Source organism: Staphylococcus condimenti (assembly GCF_001618885.1).
GTDB lineage: Bacteria > Bacillota > Bacilli > Staphylococcales > Staphylococcaceae > Staphylococcus > Staphylococcus condimenti.
In genome coordinates this window covers 1,499,584-1,517,167 of sequence record NZ_CP015114.1, presented here as the reverse complement: position 1 = coordinate 1,517,167, position 17,584 = coordinate 1,499,584, and the positions used below count along the sequence as shown (strand labels likewise).

The following is a 17,584-nucleotide window of genomic DNA, read 5'->3' as shown; positions in this document are numbered from 1 at the left end:
TCATAGAAAGAAGAGGTTGATAACCATGACAACAATTAAGAAAGTAATCGCAATGAGTACGGTATTAGTTATTTTAACTTGGGCTATTTTTTCAATTGCTGCTTCAGCTGCAGATAAAGACCTTAGTTATGATGTCTTGAAACATAAAACCCAAGATATTTCGATGGCAAATGATTATTTTAATAAACCTGCTAAATTAGTCGATAAAAACGGCAAACAGTATATTCAATTAACTGTCAATCATAGTCATTGGATTGTAAATTTCACATTTAATGGGCACAAAGAGAACATTGTGAATGAAGATAAAGCAAAAGATGAACGTACTTCTGAATTTCCAATAGACAAAACATCAGGAGAAGTTGCAGGTACAATCAAAGTTTTCATTGATGAAGAAGTAAATGGCAAACCTTTTAAATATGATCATAACTATAACATTACATATCTTTTAAAAGGTGATGCTAACAACAGTCAAGATACAGCAGCAACGCCAGTTGCAGACAAAGGTGATGCTAGCAAAGGCGGAACAAGTCAATCTGACAGCCGACCAACTTCACCAGACGGCAAAACATCATCTCCTGACCAGACCACTGTTAATCCTCAAACAGGTGCAGGCGAATCAATATGGTTATACGCAGCATTAGCTGGTGGTACATTATTGTTGGTCGGCTCTGTTATTTTAAGCAAACGTTTACGTCAAGGAAGTAAGTAACATGAAGGTATCTGTTAAGTGTATGACTGTATTATTGTGCAGCTGTATGCTGTACGCTTTACCAGCAGAAGCAGATACGCACATCAATACACCGATTCAAAATACAGACGTCTCACAATCTATTTCTACAACACAAGAGACATTACAAATCCCCTTTAAAGTTCATAAAGATGGGATGCAAGAGACATCAGTGATGGATGGTTATATGGATCATCCGGCACAACTTATTTTAAAAAATGGTAAATGGCACCTGCAATTTAAATTGCAGCACCCGAACTGGTGGAAATCTTTTGAGCTTTTTGATAATGGTAGAAAGCTGACAACAAGAGTTGTAAATGAAACGGCAGAAGAGCGTGAGGTAGAGGTTGAAATAGCACAAGGTACAAAACAACTAACTTCTAAAGTGCACATTGTAGTTCCGGATATTCAATATAATAACCGTTACACAACTCAAATACATTTAGAAAAAGAAGTACCTCCCGTACCTTCTAAAGTTGAGCCCGTTCCACAACCTAAGCCTAATCCACACCCTAAAGCGCAACCAAAAACACAACCAGAGCCTGAACAGAAACCGATAATGCCTTCACCCCAAAAACCACAACCGGATTCTAAAAAGGAAAGTCATGTTGATAAAAGAAATTTAGTATTTAAAGTGTTAAAGAATCAGACACAACAAATTTCAGTCATGGATCAGTATATGGTGCATCCTGCAAAAGTAACCTATCAAAATCAACAAGCAGAAGTACAAATGACTTTGAAAAATGCTTCTTGGTGGAAATCCTTTGAATTATTTGAGGGCGGCAGACGGATTCCGATACGTATCATCAAAGAAGATACACAAAACGATCAACGTATCATTCAATTTGTCATGCCGAAGCAAACACAGATGTTGACATCTAAAGTGCATATCGTCGTTCCGCATTTAAATTATGACAACCATTATACAACGCAAATAGTATTTGGAAATACTGGACAGGCACCAGAAAAACCAACAAGTCAGACTGCGGACAGTCATCAAGAGCACAATAATAATCAAGCTCCTAGTCAGGTTGCTGATGACAAGACTACATCTGTAGTATCACCTGAAGTGCAGTCTGCGGATATAAATACAGAAGAAAAGTCTATTAGAACTCAAACAACTGAAAATCAAGCTGACAGCGGGGCAACACCTTCGTCGCATATTATACCGAATGCTGGTGTGGATAATGCAGCTCCATTTATTACCCAACAGGCAAGTACGCCGCAACCTATTCAATTAGAACAAGTAAAAGCAGACAACCAGCTGGAAGTACCGCCGTTACCTGAAATCATGCCAAAGTTTAATCGGGATGCTGATAAGAAAACGCCGACTAAAATAGTGAAGACAGAAACAGGATCTGATGGGAATTCAGAACAACTGAATAAAATTTATTTGGGTATCATTATCGCTTTGGCGAGTGCATTGTTAATCATTTCAGTACTTTATTCAAGAAAGGATGGTAAACAATCCAAATGAAAAGTGTAATGAAACAACTCGCTGTTTTTACAATTTGTACATCGGTATTGCTTAGTGGGTGTAGCGCACAAGACAAACAACAATCTAATTCAGATACCAATACGAGGATTGTCCCTACTACTGTTGCGCTAACACAAACGTTAGATGCTTTAGATTTGGATATTGCAGGGAAACCGGATTCTTATAAAACATTGCCGAAGCGTTATGATTATGTCCCTAAAGTCGGACAGCCGATGGAACCGGATATGGAAAAAGTTCAAGCAGTCAATCCGACTCATATTTTAGGTGTATCCACAATTAAAGACGAAACAGAGCCAAAATTCAAACTGATTAAAGCAAAATCTATTTTTTATGATTATGACAGTTTGAAAGGCATGAAGCATTCTATTTCTGAAATGGGCAAGGAATTTAATCGAGAAAAAGAAGCAAAAAAATTAAATCATAAATTGACGCAAGCTGAAAAAGATGTCCGTGAAAAAGCGGCCGATAAAAAGCATCCTAAAGTGCTCATTTTAATGGGTGTACCTGGCAGTTACTTAGTTGCAACTGATAAATCGTATATTGGCAACCTCGTTGAAATTGCAGGTGGTGATAATGTCATTAAAGAAGATTCTAAGCAGTATTTAGCTTCTAACACCGAATATTTATATGACGTTAACCCTGACATTATATTGCGTTTACCGCATGGTATGCCGGAAGAAGTTAAAAAGATGTTTGATAAAGAATTTGCTGAAAATGATATTTGGAAACATTTTAAAGCAGTTAAAACAGACCGTGTATATGATTTGGAAGAAATTCCCTTCGGTATTACTGCAAATGTAGATGCAGATCAAGCTATGAAGCAGCTTTACGAGATTTTTTATGGTAAAGAATGAGGTGTCATATGAAATTCAAATTTCGTAATGTAATGATGTCAGCAGCAATATTGCTTATCTGTGTCATCTGTTTTGCGATGTTTTATGGAAAGCTGAATGTCACTCCAGATCAGATTTGGAATAAGATTGCTACTGGTCATGATCAAACGCTTGATGCTGTCATTGATTTGCGAATGCCGAGAATTATCGTTGCACTTTGTGCAGGAGCTAGTTTGTCTGTAGCTGGTGCATATTTGCAAGCTGTATTGAAAAACCCTTTGGCAGATGCAAGCATTATTGGAGTCAGTTCAGGTGCATTAGTCATGAAAACATTGGTAATGTTATTTATTCCGACTTGGTTCTTTTACATTCCGTTAATCAGTTTTATTGGCGGTATTTTGCCGTTTTTATTGTTGCTTTTTTTGCAAGCACGTTATCGATTGAACCCCGTTCGCATGATATTAGTAGGCGTTTCTATGTATGCGATGTTAAACGGGTTATTAGAATATTTAACTGCAAATCCAGCGGTCAGACTGCCTTCAGGCTTGGCCTTTAAAGTATGGAAGGATTCAGGACAAATTTCAATGACTACATTAATAGGTTTGCTAATTGCAGTGCTCTTTATTTCTCAAGCTAATATGCTAGCTTTTGATGAGTGTCAAGCGCATAATATCGGATTTAATATTCAAAGATACCGTATGATAATAGGAATCATTGCTGTATTTTTAGCAAGCAGCAGTGTAGCTGTAGCAGGGCCAATGGCGTTTGTGGGATTGATTGTTCCGCACATTGCACGCCGGCTTGTTGGAAGTAATTATCAAAAAGTAATACCATGTTGTGTTTTGTTTGGTGCGATTGCTGTGCTTGCAGCAGATACTATCGGCAGGTCAGCAACACAACATGAAATACCTGCACATATTATTACCGTTATCATCGGCGGCCCATTCCTCATATATTTAATCTGTAAAGGAGCTTATCGCAGTGAAAGTCGACAAAGTGGATTATAGATATGACAACAAAATAATTTTTAAAGCGTTAAGTTTATCCATTAAACAACATGCTATAACAACGATTATCGGACCTAATGGTTCTGGTAAAAGCACATTCTTGCAGCTTTTAGCAGGTTATTTAACTCCCCGCAACGGTGCAATCTATTTAGATGGAATGATATTGAAAGATTATAAAAAGAAAGTTCTGGCGAAAAAATTATCGGCAGTCCATCAAAAAAGTACAGCACCTATGGATTTTTCGGTAAGAGAAGTCGTTAGCTATGGTCGATACAGCTATCGGCAACCATTTGAAAAAGATGTTGATGGAGAAGCGGTTATTGAGCGCGTACTTCAACAATTGAATTTAAACCAATATGCGGATACAGCGGTTCATGCACTGTCTGGTGGAGAAATGCAACGTGTTTTTATTGCGATGTCTCTGGTCCAAGAACCGGAAGTTTTGTTGCTAGACGAGCCTACTACATTTTTAGATCTTCAATACCAATATCAGGTACTCGATATGATTAAAGAATTGAAAGAAAAGCAGAACTTAACAATCATTATGGTTTTGCATGATATCAATCAGGCATTGATGTATAGTGATGAAATTGTATGCATTGAGTCAGGTGAAATAGTGGCACAAGGCCCGCCTGAAAAAGTGGTAACACAAAAGTTATTGAAGGATGTCTATCACATTGATGCCAAAATTATTCATGATCAAGAATGTGGTTTATTGATTGGGAAATTTGATAGAAGGTGACACGGATGCAAAAAATTATGAGAATCCTTCAAATCATTTTAGTAATTATTATTGCATCGGCTATTTACCTTATTGTGCAACATAAATCAGAAAATCATGCTGAGCAAAAGCAATATGAAACATTGCAGACAAATTATGTACAAAATGGTATACGTCCACAATTTGAAGCATTAAATGAAATTAATCCAGATATTCATGGTTGGATTAAAGTGAAAAATACAAGTTTGAATTATCCTGTATTACAGTCGAAAGATAATCAAGATTATTTAATGACAAATTTTAAAAATCAAAAGTCGCGAAAGGGAAGCATCTTTGCAGACTATCGTAATAATTTAAATGATTTATCAACGAATACCATTCTTTATGGCCATCGAATCGGTGATCAAACTATGTTTGATGTTTTAGGTGATTATTTAAATCAAGATTTTTATGAACGGCATCCTAAGATGGAGTTTGATACACAAGCACATGCGTATACCATTAAAGTCATCAGCGCGTATAAAACAAGTACAAAAGATAATTACATACAAACTCATTTTAAAAATAAAGGTGATTATCAAAAGTTCTTATCTGATACAAAAGAAAAATCAAAAATTCATACTCAAACTTCCGTTAATACGGATGATAAAATTATTACACTTTCAACTTGTGAAGATGCATTTTCACAATCTGATAAAAGAGTAGTAGTTGTCGGTAAATTAATTAAAGAAAGATAAAGGAGAATCAGTTATCATGTTCATGGCAGAAAATAAATTGAAATTAGATAAAGGTACAGCAGAAGGAATTGTAGAACGTTTCTATAAACGACAAGGTATTGAAACGATTGATGGATTTAAAGAAATGTTCGTTACTAAAACAAATGATGTAGATGGTTATGATGAAGTGAAAATTTTAACGGTTTGGGATGCAGAATCTTGTTTTAAAAATTGGTTGAAGTCAGACGTGTTCAAGAATGCACACAAAAACGTGCGTCATCAATCGGAAGATGAAGCAAGTCCGATCCAAAATAATGAAGTAGTTACATATTCGGTTGGATATCATTATGTAAATCAGTAGAACAATGAAGCGGTTGTGTGAAACAGCCGCTTTTATTTTTTAAGCTATAAAAAATACGCTCATTAGCGAGCGTATTTACAATCATATTTAAGTAATTATTAGTTTTTAGGTTTGAAAGTGTCTACTAAGCTCACGATTACTTTGATAATACCGCCGATAATATCTGCTACCATCATGATAAGTAACCTCCTTCGTTTTAACTTACTTCTATCGTAAAGGAATAGCATGCATATTTGGTTAATATTCCTTAACTCGTTGTTTAATATTCCAGAGTGTTGATACTTGTCAATTATATTGCAGTCCGCGTTTATAGGGTTTTACTGAGGGTATACTTTCTTTGAGATGTATCCATATACATTGGACAACTGAATAAACTCGATATATAAAGGAGTTTCAAATTATGAGCAAAGAAAATATTAAAAAAAATGACCAAAATTATTATGACCATTTAGATCAAAGTGAACATGACGAAAGTCATTTTGACTTACACAAAGCTAAAAACTTACTTCAAGAATATAAAGACAATCGCGATAAATGGAATAAAGAAGAGCGTACTAAGGAACTGGAATTGATTGAAGAAGAAATAAAAAAACAAAAAGAACTGGTAAAAGATAGAGTAAAACCTGATAACATTCCTGAAAAAGAAAGATTGTCTAATATCTCTGAAAAAGTAACAGATCAAGTATTCGGTATTTTCGAACATACTAATAGTTTTGATGAAGCTAAAAATTTCTTAGAATCTTATTACCAACGCGGCAAAGTGGATATGACATATGGTCGTGCATTTATTTTAGTTTGTGAAGATTCATTGCTTTCACAAGCGAAAGATGAATATGGCAATAATGAAGAAAATGAGAAATTAATCGACTTTATTTCTGAGAAAAATATTGAATTAAGTAAAGAAGTTATGTCAGACGACTATGTACATTTACTTGAAGTAGAACGTGAGTTTTTACTTATCTTGATGAAAAGTAATAAGTTAGATTTATTATAATTTGTTTTATAGAGCTGGGCGTAATGACGCTTGGCTTTTTATTTTTCTATAAAATTTAAGAATATTAAAATTACATAACAAAAGGACAAAAATATAAATATATTGAATAAAATCGTGTTATCATATTGTTGAATAAAATATTTAGCGGTGCCTATAACTTTAAAAAATATCAGTAAAGTAACTGGCCAAGAAAGTAAGTAATAATTGGAGTGAAACAACTTGGAGATTTATTTAATTCGACACGGAGAATCGACAGCAAATTATGATAATAAACATGGGCAAGATTACTTTAGCGGTCAACTAAATGTTGCTTTGACTGAAACAGGTATCAAGTCAGCAAAAAAATTGAAAGAATACTTTTCAGATATTCCTATTGACCATATTTATGTTTCAGATTTAAAAAGAACTGTACAGACCTATGAAAATGGTTTTGATAACACCATTCCTGTTACTATTACAGCTTTATTAAGAGAACGCTCATTAGGAAAATTTGAGGGACATTCACAAAAGGAGTTAATACAAAACCCTGAGTACCGTCCTTATTTTGAGGACCCGCTCATGTCTGATTTCAGGCATAGTTTTACACAGCGTGCACCTGGAGGCGACAATTATAATGATGTATTAGCTAGAGTGGATCAATTCTTCAATGAAATATTCGATAAAAAAGATGGTGTTGTCGTTATTGTTGCGCACATCATTTGGATTCGCTGCTGCTTATATTATTTAGGAATCATAACAGAAGAAGAATTGTTTACTAAAAAAATTCCGAATACGACACCTATTTTAGTAAATACAGAATATGAAAGCTATTAAACGAAAGGCAGGTTTACCGATTATAGGTAAGCCTGCCTTTTGTAATGTTACTTGTTATAATCTAGGTATTCTGTTAATAGGTCTTCAAATAAATCAATGAAGTTTAAATAATCCTCTTTATTCACATACTCATCAATAACATGTGCTTGGCTTGTTTCTCCAGGTCCGAACATGATAAATGAGAAATCCTCTCCCTTATCAACTACTAAGTCAGAAGCATCTGTTACACCAGGTGAAGCTTTTTTGGGTACTTCTTTGCCTAAATATTTTTTACTTAAAGACTGGGCGATGTCAACTAAACGATTATCTCCTTTAGTAAAAACAGGAGGACGTGACATATAGGTGTCGATATTTAAATCGCTGTCTGGTGCATCTACTTTTACATTTTTAGCAATTTGTTCGAAGAGTTTTTGATAGCTGTCATTGTCTGCTTCAGGAATCGTTCTCACATTGAATTCAGCTTCTGCATAATCTGGAATTGAATTAACTTGTGAACCGCCATTGAAGATTGTTGCGCTAACAACTGAGTCGCCTAATAAGTCATTATTTTCTGTGATAGAATTATAAGCTTGATTGATACGGTTAACAAAATCAACGAGAGGGTTAATTGCATTGTAGCCTAGGCTCGGCATAGAGCTATGAACAGATTTTCCATTTGAAGTGACGCGGATATCCATAGAACCCTTATGTGCATAAATAATTTTATCTTTAGAAGGTTCTGCGATAACTAATGCATCAACATCATCCATGTAGCCATCTTTATAAAAAGCTTTTGCGCCGTGTCCTTCGATTTCTTCACCTGCTGTCGCTAATAAACGAACCGTACCATTTTTAGGTAATCCTTGTTCATGGAGTTCAATCATACTGATTACAAACGCAGCAAGACCTGATTTCATATCTGAAGTACCACGACCATGCAAACGTCCTTCTTCATCTTCAGTTAATTTGAAAGGCGGTGTCTGCCATTTTGAAGGATCTCCAGGAGATACGACATCCATATGGCCTGAAACTGCTAGAACAGGACTGCCGTTCCCTATTTCAGCTACCAAATTAGCACGTGTGTCAGTAAGTTTTATCACTTTTGAATCGATATGATGTTTTTGGAGTAAGTCATGTAAGTAATTCGCCACTTCTAATTCATTATCATTTACAGATTCAATGCCTACTATGTCTGCTAATATTTCAACTTTTTCTTCAGAACTTAATTTTCCCATTATCCACAACCCCTTACTTTTTGTACTTATCTATAATAGTATTAGTCAAAATTTAATAATTCAAACAAACCACTTTCTCGATAAACAACTTATTTAATGTTTAAATTTTTAGATGTTATAATAATAAAAAGCACGAACTTTAAAAACGAGGAGAAACAAGCTCTTGAAAAACGAACTTTAAGTATATTTGCTTTCTTTAAAGTTCGATTAATATTTGAAGTATCTTACAATGGGTAAACGAAAACTATAAATCATATATTGGAGGCTTATTTATTATGGATAATCGTATTGCTTATAATGAAGTGGCACCTGAAGAAATTGAATTAATGTATCAAATGGAAAAACAACTGAAAAAATCAAAGGTAGATAGACGTTTACGTGAATTAATCAAAATTCGTGCTTCACAAATTAATGGTTGTGCTTATTGTCTCTCGATGCACACAAGCGATGCACGAAAATTGGGTGTCAGCGAAGAAGAAATTTTTCTATTAAATGCATGGGAAGATACAAATATTTATTCAAAAAAAGATAAACTTGCTTTAGAACTGACAGAAGCGATTACACTAATTGCTTCTGCAGGTGTACCAGATGCATTATATGAAAGCGTTAGAGAAGAATTTTCTGAAGAAGAATATACAGATTTAGTATTAACAATCAATCAAATTAATATGTGGAACCGCCTTTCTATTTCAATGGGCAACCAACATAATGTATAAATAATAAAAGACCCGCTTCACTTATTTTTAATGTGAAGCGGGTCTTTTATTTTGTTATTTATCAATAGGTTTAGTATCTAAATGATGCGCTTTTAAGAAAGCTTTAATTTTATTTTGTTGTTTATGATTAACGTCGCCGGCATAGTTAGTCGGAACATCAACAACATTTACCGTATTATTAGGGCTGTAACTTAAAGATTCAAGTTGTTGATCGGCTTGTGCGGCTTTGTGGTTAACAGCTTTAAAATATTTGCTGATACGTGTGATATCTTCTTTTTCTTTTGCAGGTACTTCGTTATCTTCGATAAAGCTTTCAAAATTCAATTGATTCTTTGTCGCAATATTTGCGAGTTCTCGCAAATCAGAATCTAATTTTTTTGAAACTTTTTGATTGCCATCATATTGATCATCTAAACGGTGTTGCAATACGTATTTATTATCAATAATATCATTGTTGGCTTTCAAGTATGCTTTTAAATGCGCATCCATTTCTTTTTCAGTGAGCTTTTTGTTTTTCTCATCTGATTTGAAAATTTGTATTTTTGAAAGGGGAGTGGCATTTTTAGGTGCATATTTTCCGTTGTGTTTTTGCTGCCCATCTTGATTTTGTCCACAAGCACTTAATACCAAAGCTAGAACTAAAACCAAGGCAACACTGATAAACTGCTTTAATTTCATGAGATTGAATCTCCTTTAAATATCTACTTTCTCTAATCTACTCTTACATTATAGCTTATATTTAAATAAGATGTTAAACATCCGGTCGTTTCTGTCGTGGATGACTTAAGTAAGTTGTAAAAGGAATGTCTAAATTATATTTTGCTAAATAATGGTGTGTTACTTGTAAACAAAGTACTTCAAATACAATGCTGGCGACAGTATCTGAAAAATAATGTGCATGTAAATAGATGCGTGAAATCATCATGATAAAGACCATCAAATAAACAAGAATATGCCAATAAAATCGTCGAAACAACATTAAAAAGACAACACCAGCTATAGCTATTGTTAATGTATGAAGACTAGGAAAACTATATCCTGAAATATAATCTACTGGTCTTGGACGGTGAATGAAATATTTCAAACCAATTCCGAGCAATAGGGTAGAAGTTGCCCAAATAGCTGTAATATAAGCGAGACGACGATCTTTGAATAAGAGAATTGTTAAAATAACAACCATTACACCAACCATATGCCAGGGTGAAAAAATATCTGAGTAACAAGACAAAAAAGTATTGGCAAATGGGATGTTATGGAGCAATCTCACTAAGCGATATACCGGCTCATCTATGAAAAGAATCAGGTTCGATTTCACGAGCACCATTAAAGCGATTAATATGATTAAAGTAGAGGCAATATATTTTCTGTGGATTGCTGACATATTAAAAACCTGACTTTCTAATTTAATAACTTAAATTATAGCGGATTAAATGTCTGCTGCCATCCTACTTTGGAACGAACTCACTAACTTTAGAATAGGTAACCAACTATTTTCCTTTGTGTGTAATATAATGTTCTACTTTTTTAGATAACAAGATAAGTGTTAGGAAGTAAATACATAATTCTACAAGGATTAACCAAGCATTGCGGTATTTCAGTAAAGTCATCACATCAATCAATGTGAAAAGAATACTGATATATAAAAGACGCTTGAAGTATTTTGATTCAAGTGATTGATAAAAGTGTTGAATTTCATTCCAGCTGATATTCTGGTAAGTGCGATGGCTGCGAAACCCGATAAAAAGATTACGCGTATTTGCAGAGGATTTGGAAGCTTGACTGATATGAACAATAGAAATAAGTAACAAAAGCATGACAAAGTCTAAGCTCCTTTTGCTATAAGATAATATAATATAACTATTTTAACACATTTAAAATGCAAAAAAAGAACGGAATCCTACTTGTTTTAGGATTCCGTCTCGTTTTTTCCGTAGTAATCAAAATGATAGGGAGAGATTAGTTACGGATAATATAATCGAATGCATTCAATGCAGCATCTGCACCTGAACCCATCGCAATAATAATTTGTTTGAAACGATCGTCTGTAACATCGCCTGCAGCAAATACGCCTGGCATACTTGTAGATTGTTTGCGGTCTACAATGATTTCGCCGCCGTCATTCGTATCAATAGCACCTTCTAGCCATTCTGTGTTCGGTAATAAACCGATTTGTACGAAGACACCTTCAACATCAATTTGATTTGTTTCGCCAGTTTTATTGTCTGTATATTTAAGGCCTGTTACGTGATCGTCACCAAGAATTTCTGAAGACTGTGCATTTTTCAAGATGGTTACGTTTGGTAATTCTTGCAAACGTTCTTGTAAAATTTCATCAGCACGTAAAAAGTCTTTATATTCTACTAATGTCACGTGTTTTACAATTCCTGCTAAGTCGATAGCTGCTTCAGCACCAGAGTTGCCGCCTCCGACTACTGCAACATCTTTACCTTCAAATAAAGGACCATCACAGTGAGGACAATATGCGACACCTTTGTTACGCAATTCATCTTCACCAGGAATGTTTAAGTTTTTAAAACGTGCACCAGTTGAAATAATCACTGTTTTACTTTTTAGTTTTGCATCGTTATCTAATGTTACAACGATACCGTCTTCTGTTTTTTTGATGTTAGTCGCACGCATGCCATCCATCACATCAATATCATATTCATTAATGTGTTGTTCTAAAGCAGATGAGAATTCCGGTCCTGTTGTTTCTTTAACAGTAATAAAGTTTTCGATACCTGCAGTTTCATTTACTTGACCGCCGATACGGTCTGCAACAATACCTGTACGTAAGCCTTTACGTGCAGTGTAGATTGCTGCTGTACCACTTGCAGGGCCTCCGCCGATGACTAATACATCAAAAGGCTCTTTATTATCGAATTCAGCTGAATCTGCTTTACTTCCTAACATATTAAGAATATCAGAAATACTCATGCGTCCGTTGCCGAATTCTTCACCATTTAAGAATACAGCTGGAACTGCCATGATATCTTTAGATTCTTCTTTGAATACTGCGCCATCAATCATTGTGTGTGAAATATTCGGATTGAGTACACTCATTAAGTTTAAAGCTTGAACCACATCAGGACATTTATGACAGCTTAAGCTAATAAATGTTTCGAAATGAAGCGGTTTATCTAAAGCTTTAATTTGATCGATAACACTTTGCTCTTCTTTAGGAGGGCGTCCGCTAACTTGTAATAAAGCTAGAACAAGTGAGTTGAATTCATGACCTAACGGCACACCGGCAAAAACTACGCCAGTGTGCTCATCAGGGCGGTCTACACTAAAACTAGGTGTGCGTTCAAGTGTATCCTCTTTAACAGTGATATGAGATGACATATCAGCAATTTCATCTAACAGGTCTTTCAACTCTTTAGATTTTTCGCTGTCATCATAGCTCGCTGTTAAAACCACGTCGCCTTCCATTAATTTAAGAAGTTGGGATAATTGTGATTTTAACTCTTTTTCAGCATTTAAATGAATGCCTCCTTAAATTTTACCTACTAAGTCAAGACCTGGTTCTAAAGTTTCTCCGCCTTCTTCCCATTTAGCAGGGCAAACTTCGCCTGGATGTTGACGTACATATTGTGCAGCTTTGATTTTGTGTACTAATGTGCTAGCGTCACGGCCGATTCCGTCAGCGTTGATTTCAGCAGCTTGAACTACGCCGTCTGGGTCAACGATGAAAGTACCACGTTGTGCTAAGCCTTTTTCTTCATCTAATACGTCAAAGTTGCGAGTGATTGTTTGAGAAGGATCACCAATCATTGTATATTGCAATTTGCTGATTGCATCTGAATGGTCATGCCAAGCTTTGTGTACGAAATGAGTATCAGTTGATACTGAGTAAACATTCACGCCTAATTTTTGTAATTCATCATATTGGTTTTGAACGTCTTCTAATTCAGTTGGACAAACGAATGAGAAGTCAGCTGGATAGAATACGATAACGTTCCAAGCACCACGTAATGTTTCGTCTGAAACTTCGATAAATTCATCTTCTTTAGGGTTATATGCGTCTGCTGTGAATGGTAAAATTTCTTTGTTAATCAATGACATAAAATACATCCTCCTAGATTATAAGTAGTTATTTTAGATTAGAAGTTAATTAGAATGTCTACATTATCCTAATTATTTAATTATAATAATTCTAATCTCTTCGAAACCTATTATCACATTTACGTTATAAATAGTCAATATAAGAAACTCAATTTGACAGAACCTTATTTTTCAAGTCGAATCTCTTGATTTTCAAAGGTTTTAGGACTGTTAACGTATACTTGATAGAAATAGATTCGAGTATGTTTCATAAAATTCACGTAATATCAATTAGCTTTTAATTTTCTCAATAAAGAATAGTGATTATTAATTGCAATCCCATTCCATTATCATTATACCCAATACACAAAAGGGTATGTGTAAAGAAACATGTTTCAGTAAATCAGTTTATGGCTTGAACGTTACTTGGATAGAACCAGGGTAGCTGTATTCTGCTTTGTAAGTACCTTCTTTTGCTGGGACAGGTGGTACAAATGTGCCAGATGACACAATTTCTCCTTTATGAAGCTGCTTGCCTTGTGTATCTAGTTTACGGATTAACCATTTTAAAGATTCAATAGGGTTGTCTAAGACATCTGAAGAAACGCCTGTCGCAATTTCTTCATCATTATGAGAAAGCTTCAAAGTGATATTTTCAAAGTCCTTGTAAGATACAGGGTCGGCTGCTTCACCGACTGCTACTAATCCGGAAGCAGTATTATCTGAAATCAAGTCACCTAAAGTAAAGTTAGGGAACCAGTCGATATAACGTGCATCTGGTATTTCGATACCTGGTGCGACTTTTATACTTTTTAAAATCTCTTCATCTGAAGCATCGACTGTTAAATCTTCAGTCAGAATAAAGACTAATTCTAGTTCAATCAGTGGTGCGAAGAGTTGAGAAAATGAAACAGTATCGCCTGATTCCACCACTTTGTCAGATAAAATAGTACCGTATGCTGGTTCGTCTGTATCAGCATAAGCTTGTGTTTCATCACTGGTCATGCTCACTTTATAACCAGCTATTTCGCTATTATTTGCTTTTTTAAATTCTGAAATCAATTCGTCCTGTATATGATATGCGACAGGTTCTTCAACCTCATAAGTTTTTGAAATAAACTCAACAGGTTCATGATTTTGTTGTGCTTTAAACAATGTATTGATAATTTCTTTTTTATATTGCGTCATAAAAAACACTCCTTTTTCCGAATATTTCTATTATTAGGATAACTTTAATTGGACAAACTTTCAAAGCGTTTATTTTCATATTTGATTAAAGAGGTTGTAGAATAGGAAACAGTATTATAACTTTACTTATTTAAAGCTAATAATTGGAGGGAATAGGATTATGTCAGACGTAATAGAGCAATTAATGAATCGACATCATTCAGTAAGAAAATTCAAACAAGAACCTTTAAGTAAAGAAACGGTAAAACAACTCGTGCAAGCTGGACAAAGTGCTTCAACTTCAAGTTATTTGCAAACATATTCAATTATCGGAATTACAGATCCTGAAATTAAAAAAGCATTGCGTGAAGTTTCTGGCCAAGCTTATGTAGAAGAAAATGGTTACTTATTTATGTTTGTAATGGATTACCATCGCCATGAATTAATTAATGAACAAATTGATGGCGACATGGAAAAATCATTCCAATCTGCTGAAGGATTACTTGTAGGTACAATCGATGTAGCTTTACTTGCTCAAAATGTCGCAGTAGCTGCTGAAAGCTTAGGTTTAGGTATTGTTTATTTAGGATCAATGAGAAATGATGTAGCTCGCGTGAAAGAACTCTTGAAATTACCTGAATATACTTTCCCATTATTCGGTATGGCAGTCGGTGTGCCAGCGGATGATGAAAATGGTGCGCCAAAACCACGTCTGCCATTTGAAAGTGTCTTCCATGAAAATGAATACAATCAAGATAAAGCAGAAGAATTAGCATACTTGAAAGAATTTGATAATGAAGTCAGTGAATATTACAACAAACGTACTGGCGGTAAACGCAGTGAAACTTGGTCTCAACAAATTGCTGGTTTCTTAAGTTCAAAACAACGTGAAGATATGTTGGATGAATTGCATAAATCAGGATTTATTGAAAGATAAGATGGATTGAACTGAGCAGGGATTCTCATAAATGAGGACCTTGCTCTTTTTTTATTAAAAAAGCACTGACGATGAGCTTGATGCTCATGTCAGTGCTTTAGGTTAATACTATTTAATAATCTGTACTCAAATCACCGTATTGGTTTGAATTGAATTTTTCTTTATCAAGATTCTTTGTAAGTTTTGCTGTACCTGCGCCAGCTAACATTGAATCATTTACGTTCAGCGCTGTACGACCCATATCGATAAGGGGTTCTACTGAGATTAAGACACCCGCCAATGCAACTGGCAAGTTTAATGTTGATAGTACTAAAATCGCTGCGAATGTGGCACCGCCACCAACACCTGCTACACCGAATGAACAGATCACAACGACTGCGATTAATGTAATGATGAACTGGAAGTCTACTTGAACATGGGCAACAGGTGCAACCATTACTGCAAGCATGGCAGGGTATATTCCAGCACAACCATTTTGACCGATTGAAAGACCGAATGAAGCGGATAAGTTTGCGATTCCTTCTGGTACGCCTAAGCGTGATTTTTGAGTTTGTACGTTTAATGGCAATGCACCTGCACTTGAACGTGAAGTGAAAGCAAAAATAAGTACTTCTGCAGTTTTTCTTAAATAACGCCAAGGGTTTAAACCGAGTAATCCAACGATGATCAAGTGAATGATAAACATAGTGATTAATGCAGCATAAGAAGCTAAGACGAATTTTCCTAATGTCCAAATTGCGCCGAAATCACTCGTCGCAATTGTAGAGGCCATAATCGCTAAGATACCATAAGGTGTTAAGCGTAAAACAAATGTAACGACTGACATAATTACAGCATAAACAGCTTCGATTGCACGTTTAATAATATGACCGTTATCTGGTTGTTTGCGTGCAACGCGTAAATAAGCGAACCCGATAAATGTTGCAAAGATAACAACAGCAATTGTAGAAGTTGTACGTTGGCCTGTGAAATCTAAGAATGGATTTGAAGGTAATAGTTCTAAAATTTGCTGTGGTAATGTACTTGCAGTCATTTCTTTCGCTTTTTGTGAAATTTCTGTTCCACGCGCATGTTCTGCACTGCCTAAATCAATAGATGAAGCATCTAGACCGAATACAAGTGCTGAAATAATACCGATAATAGCAGCTACAGCAACAGTACCAATTAAAAATACGAAAATGAAGAAACCAATTTTCGCAAATTTTTCACCTAATTGAATTTTAGTGAAAGCAGCGACAATACTGATGAAAATCAAGGGCATGACAATCATTTGCAGTAAAGCGACATAACCGTCTCCAACAATGCTGAACCAGTCAGTTGTTGTTGTAATGATTTTAGAGTCAGAGCCATAAGCAAGGTGTAAAATAGTACCCAACACGATGCCGATACCTAATGCGGCAAAAACGCGTTTAGAGAACGCAACATGTTTTTTCGCCATGAAAAATAAACCTATAATAAGAAGTAAAAATACAATGATGTTAAGTATGATGAAACCCAAATGAATCGAAACTTCCTTTCTTTGAATAATGTAATGTGAAATTTGTAAGAAGCACAATTACGAACTTTAAATAGTAGTTATGTAGATAATGCTTATATTCTTCAATCAACTGCTGACGTCACACATTGCAAAGAATAATTAGTGATTAGATAACCATTGTTAAAAAATTATTAATACTATTTAAATCCTTAGTAAATATATCGTATTTATCAATAAGGGTCAATGGCGGTTTTGAAAAGGGTATATTATTATATAAAAGGGGCTGGGACATAATTCCAGTCTCAAATAAAAGCCGGTGAAAACTTTAAAAGTTTTCACCGGCTTTTTTATATAAAATA

The 17,584-nt window shown here is 35.0% G+C and carries 19 protein-coding genes; 11 read left to right on the top strand and 8 right to left on the bottom strand.

Going from position 1 to position 17,584, the window contains the following annotated elements:
• The first annotated feature begins 25 nt into the window (after nt 1-25).
• The 9 genes from isdC to A4G25_RS07615 all read left to right on the top strand — a co-directional run bounded on the left by isdC (nt 26) and on the right by A4G25_RS07615 (nt 7,670).
• Nucleotides 26-709, top strand: coding sequence for a heme uptake protein IsdC (gene isdC, locus A4G25_RS07655; RefSeq protein WP_047132285.1), 684 nt, complete (start codon nt 26-28; stop codon nt 707-709).
• A 1-nt stretch (nt 710) separates the two neighbouring features.
• A complete protein-coding gene (locus A4G25_RS07650) occupies nt 711-2,204 on the top strand; it encodes an NEAT domain-containing protein (protein ID WP_047132284.1) in 1,494 nt (497 codons plus the stop codon).
• Nucleotides 2,201-3,079, top strand: a complete 879-nt coding sequence (gene isdE / locus A4G25_RS07645) for a heme ABC transporter substrate-binding protein IsdE (protein WP_082107869.1) — start codon at nt 2,201-2,203, stop codon at nt 3,077-3,079. Before A4G25_RS07650 ends, isdE begins: the two co-directional genes overlap by 4 nt.
• Nucleotides 3,080-3,087: 8 nt before the next feature.
• Entirely contained in the window at nt 3,088-4,065 is a 978-nt protein-coding gene (locus A4G25_RS07640; protein WP_103163115.1) for a FecCD family ABC transporter permease, read from the top strand.
• Complete coding sequence (locus A4G25_RS07635; protein ID WP_047132282.1) at nt 4,040-4,807, top strand: ABC transporter ATP-binding protein; 768 nt, start codon at nt 4,040-4,042, stop codon at nt 4,805-4,807. The genes A4G25_RS07640 and A4G25_RS07635 overlap by 26 nt, the downstream gene beginning before the upstream one ends.
• A gap of 5 nt (nt 4,808-4,812) precedes the next feature.
• Nucleotides 4,813-5,523 (top strand): class B sortase, encoded by a 711-nt coding sequence (gene srtB, locus A4G25_RS07630; protein ID WP_047132281.1) that lies wholly within the window; start codon nt 4,813-4,815, stop codon nt 5,521-5,523.
• Nucleotides 5,524-5,539: 16 nt separating this feature from the next.
• Nucleotides 5,540-5,863, top strand: a complete 324-nt coding sequence (locus A4G25_RS07625; protein ID WP_047132280.1) for an antibiotic biosynthesis monooxygenase — start codon at nt 5,540-5,542, stop codon at nt 5,861-5,863.
• Nucleotides 5,864-6,263: 400 nt separating this feature from the next.
• The gene (locus A4G25_RS07620; protein WP_047132279.1) at nt 6,264-6,857 is read left to right on the top strand and encodes a hypothetical protein; all 594 of its coding nucleotides are present in this window, start codon (nt 6,264-6,266) and stop codon (nt 6,855-6,857) included.
• A gap of 219 nt (nt 6,858-7,076) precedes the next feature.
• Nucleotides 7,077-7,670 carry a histidine phosphatase family protein gene (locus tag A4G25_RS07615; RefSeq protein WP_047132278.1) on the top strand — a complete coding sequence of 198 codons (594 nt, stop codon included), beginning with the start codon at nt 7,077-7,079 and terminating at the stop codon, nt 7,668-7,670.
• Nucleotides 7,671-7,717: 47 nt separating this feature from the next.
• Here A4G25_RS07615 and A4G25_RS07610 read toward each other — a convergent pair whose 3' ends face one another.
• The gene (locus tag A4G25_RS07610) at nt 7,718-8,884 is read right to left on the bottom strand and encodes an ArgE/DapE family deacylase (protein ID WP_047132277.1); all 1,167 of its coding nucleotides are present in this window, start codon (nt 8,882-8,884) and stop codon (nt 7,718-7,720) included.
• A 275-nt stretch (nt 8,885-9,159) separates the two neighbouring features.
• On the opposite strand from A4G25_RS07610, the gene A4G25_RS07605 reads away from it, so the two are divergent.
• A complete protein-coding gene (locus A4G25_RS07605; protein WP_047132276.1) occupies nt 9,160-9,600 on the top strand; it encodes a carboxymuconolactone decarboxylase family protein in 441 nt (146 codons plus the stop codon).
• A gap of 54 nt (nt 9,601-9,654) precedes the next feature.
• On the opposite strand, the gene A4G25_RS07600 is transcribed toward A4G25_RS07605, so the two are convergent.
• The 6 genes from A4G25_RS07600 to A4G25_RS07575 form a co-directional block, all read right to left on the bottom strand.
• Complete coding sequence (locus tag A4G25_RS07600; RefSeq protein ID WP_047132275.1) at nt 9,655-10,278, bottom strand: NDxxF motif lipoprotein; 624 nt, start codon at nt 10,276-10,278, stop codon at nt 9,655-9,657.
• 73 nt (nt 10,279-10,351) lie between these two features.
• The gene (locus A4G25_RS07595) at nt 10,352-10,981 is read right to left on the bottom strand and encodes a phosphatase PAP2 family protein (protein ID WP_047132274.1); all 630 of its coding nucleotides are present in this window, start codon (nt 10,979-10,981) and stop codon (nt 10,352-10,354) included.
• Nucleotides 10,982-11,087: 106 nt separating this feature from the next.
• A complete protein-coding gene (locus tag A4G25_RS07590) occupies nt 11,088-11,414 on the bottom strand; it encodes a hypothetical protein (RefSeq protein ID WP_047132273.1) in 327 nt (108 codons plus the stop codon).
• A gap of 142 nt (nt 11,415-11,556) precedes the next feature.
• Nucleotides 11,557-13,032 carry an alkyl hydroperoxide reductase subunit F gene (gene ahpF, locus A4G25_RS07585; protein WP_063164630.1) on the bottom strand — a complete coding sequence of 492 codons (1,476 nt, stop codon included), beginning with the start codon at nt 13,030-13,032 and terminating at the stop codon, nt 11,557-11,559.
• 63 nt (nt 13,033-13,095) lie between these two features.
• Nucleotides 13,096-13,665, bottom strand: a complete 570-nt coding sequence (ahpC, locus tag A4G25_RS07580; RefSeq protein ID WP_012664069.1) for an alkyl hydroperoxide reductase subunit C — start codon at nt 13,663-13,665, stop codon at nt 13,096-13,098.
• Nucleotides 13,666-14,052: 387 nt separating this feature from the next.
• A complete protein-coding gene (locus tag A4G25_RS07575) occupies nt 14,053-14,832 on the bottom strand; it encodes a 2-keto-4-pentenoate hydratase (RefSeq protein ID WP_047132271.1) in 780 nt (259 codons plus the stop codon).
• Between the two features lie 160 nt (nt 14,833-14,992).
• On the opposite strand from A4G25_RS07575, the gene nfsA reads away from it, so the two are divergent.
• Nucleotides 14,993-15,748 carry an oxygen-insensitive NADPH nitroreductase gene (gene nfsA / locus A4G25_RS07570; protein ID WP_047132270.1) on the top strand — a complete coding sequence of 252 codons (756 nt, stop codon included), beginning with the start codon at nt 14,993-14,995 and terminating at the stop codon, nt 15,746-15,748.
• A 112-nt stretch (nt 15,749-15,860) separates the two neighbouring features.
• Here nfsA and A4G25_RS07565 read toward each other — a convergent pair whose 3' ends face one another.
• Complete coding sequence (locus tag A4G25_RS07565) at nt 15,861-17,186, bottom strand: L-cystine transporter (protein WP_169746296.1); 1,326 nt, start codon at nt 17,184-17,186, stop codon at nt 15,861-15,863.
• Nucleotides 17,187-17,584 lie beyond the last annotated feature (398 nt).

Excerpts from the sequence above, each read along its gene's own strand:
- isdC (WP_047132285.1), top strand. The coding sequence starts at position 26 with ATGACAACAATTAAGAAAGTAATCGCAATGAGTACGGTATTAGTTATT.
- A4G25_RS07650 (WP_047132284.1), top strand. The coding sequence starts at position 711 with ATGAAGGTATCTGTTAAGTGTATGACTGTATTATTGTGCAGCTGTATG.
- isdE (WP_082107869.1), top strand. The coding sequence starts at position 2,201 with ATGAAAAGTGTAATGAAACAACTCGCTGTTTTTACAATTTGTACATCG.
- A4G25_RS07640 (WP_103163115.1), top strand. The coding sequence starts at position 3,088 with ATGAAATTCAAATTTCGTAATGTAATGATGTCAGCAGCAATATTGCTT.
- srtB (WP_047132281.1), top strand. The coding sequence starts at position 4,813 with ATGCAAAAAATTATGAGAATCCTTCAAATCATTTTAGTAATTATTATT.
- A4G25_RS07625 (WP_047132280.1), top strand. The coding sequence starts at position 5,540 with ATGTTCATGGCAGAAAATAAATTGAAATTAGATAAAGGTACAGCAGAA.
- A4G25_RS07620 (WP_047132279.1), top strand. The coding sequence starts at position 6,264 with ATGAGCAAAGAAAATATTAAAAAAAATGACCAAAATTATTATGACCAT.
- A4G25_RS07610 (WP_047132277.1), bottom strand. The coding sequence starts at position 8,884 with ATGGGAAAATTAAGTTCTGAAGAAAAAGTTGAAATATTAGCAGACATA.
- A4G25_RS07605 (WP_047132276.1), top strand. The coding sequence starts at position 9,160 with ATGGATAATCGTATTGCTTATAATGAAGTGGCACCTGAAGAAATTGAA.
- A4G25_RS07600 (WP_047132275.1), bottom strand. The coding sequence starts at position 10,278 with ATGAAATTAAAGCAGTTTATCAGTGTTGCCTTGGTTTTAGTTCTAGCT.
- A4G25_RS07595 (WP_047132274.1), bottom strand. The coding sequence starts at position 10,981 with ATGTCAGCAATCCACAGAAAATATATTGCCTCTACTTTAATCATATTA.
- A4G25_RS07590 (WP_047132273.1), bottom strand. The coding sequence starts at position 11,414 with ATGCTTTTGTTACTTATTTCTATTGTTCATATCAGTCAAGCTTCCAAA.
- ahpF (WP_063164630.1), bottom strand. The coding sequence starts at position 13,032 with ATGGAAGGCGACGTGGTTTTAACAGCGAGCTATGATGACAGCGAAAAA.
- ahpC (WP_012664069.1), bottom strand. The coding sequence starts at position 13,665 with ATGTCATTGATTAACAAAGAAATTTTACCATTCACAGCAGACGCATAT.
- A4G25_RS07575 (WP_047132271.1), bottom strand. The coding sequence starts at position 14,832 with ATGACGCAATATAAAAAAGAAATTATCAATACATTGTTTAAAGCACAA.
- nfsA (WP_047132270.1), top strand. The coding sequence starts at position 14,993 with ATGTCAGACGTAATAGAGCAATTAATGAATCGACATCATTCAGTAAGA.
- A4G25_RS07565 (WP_169746296.1), bottom strand. The coding sequence starts at position 17,186 with ATGGCGAAAAAACATGTTGCGTTCTCTAAACGCGTTTTTGCCGCATTA.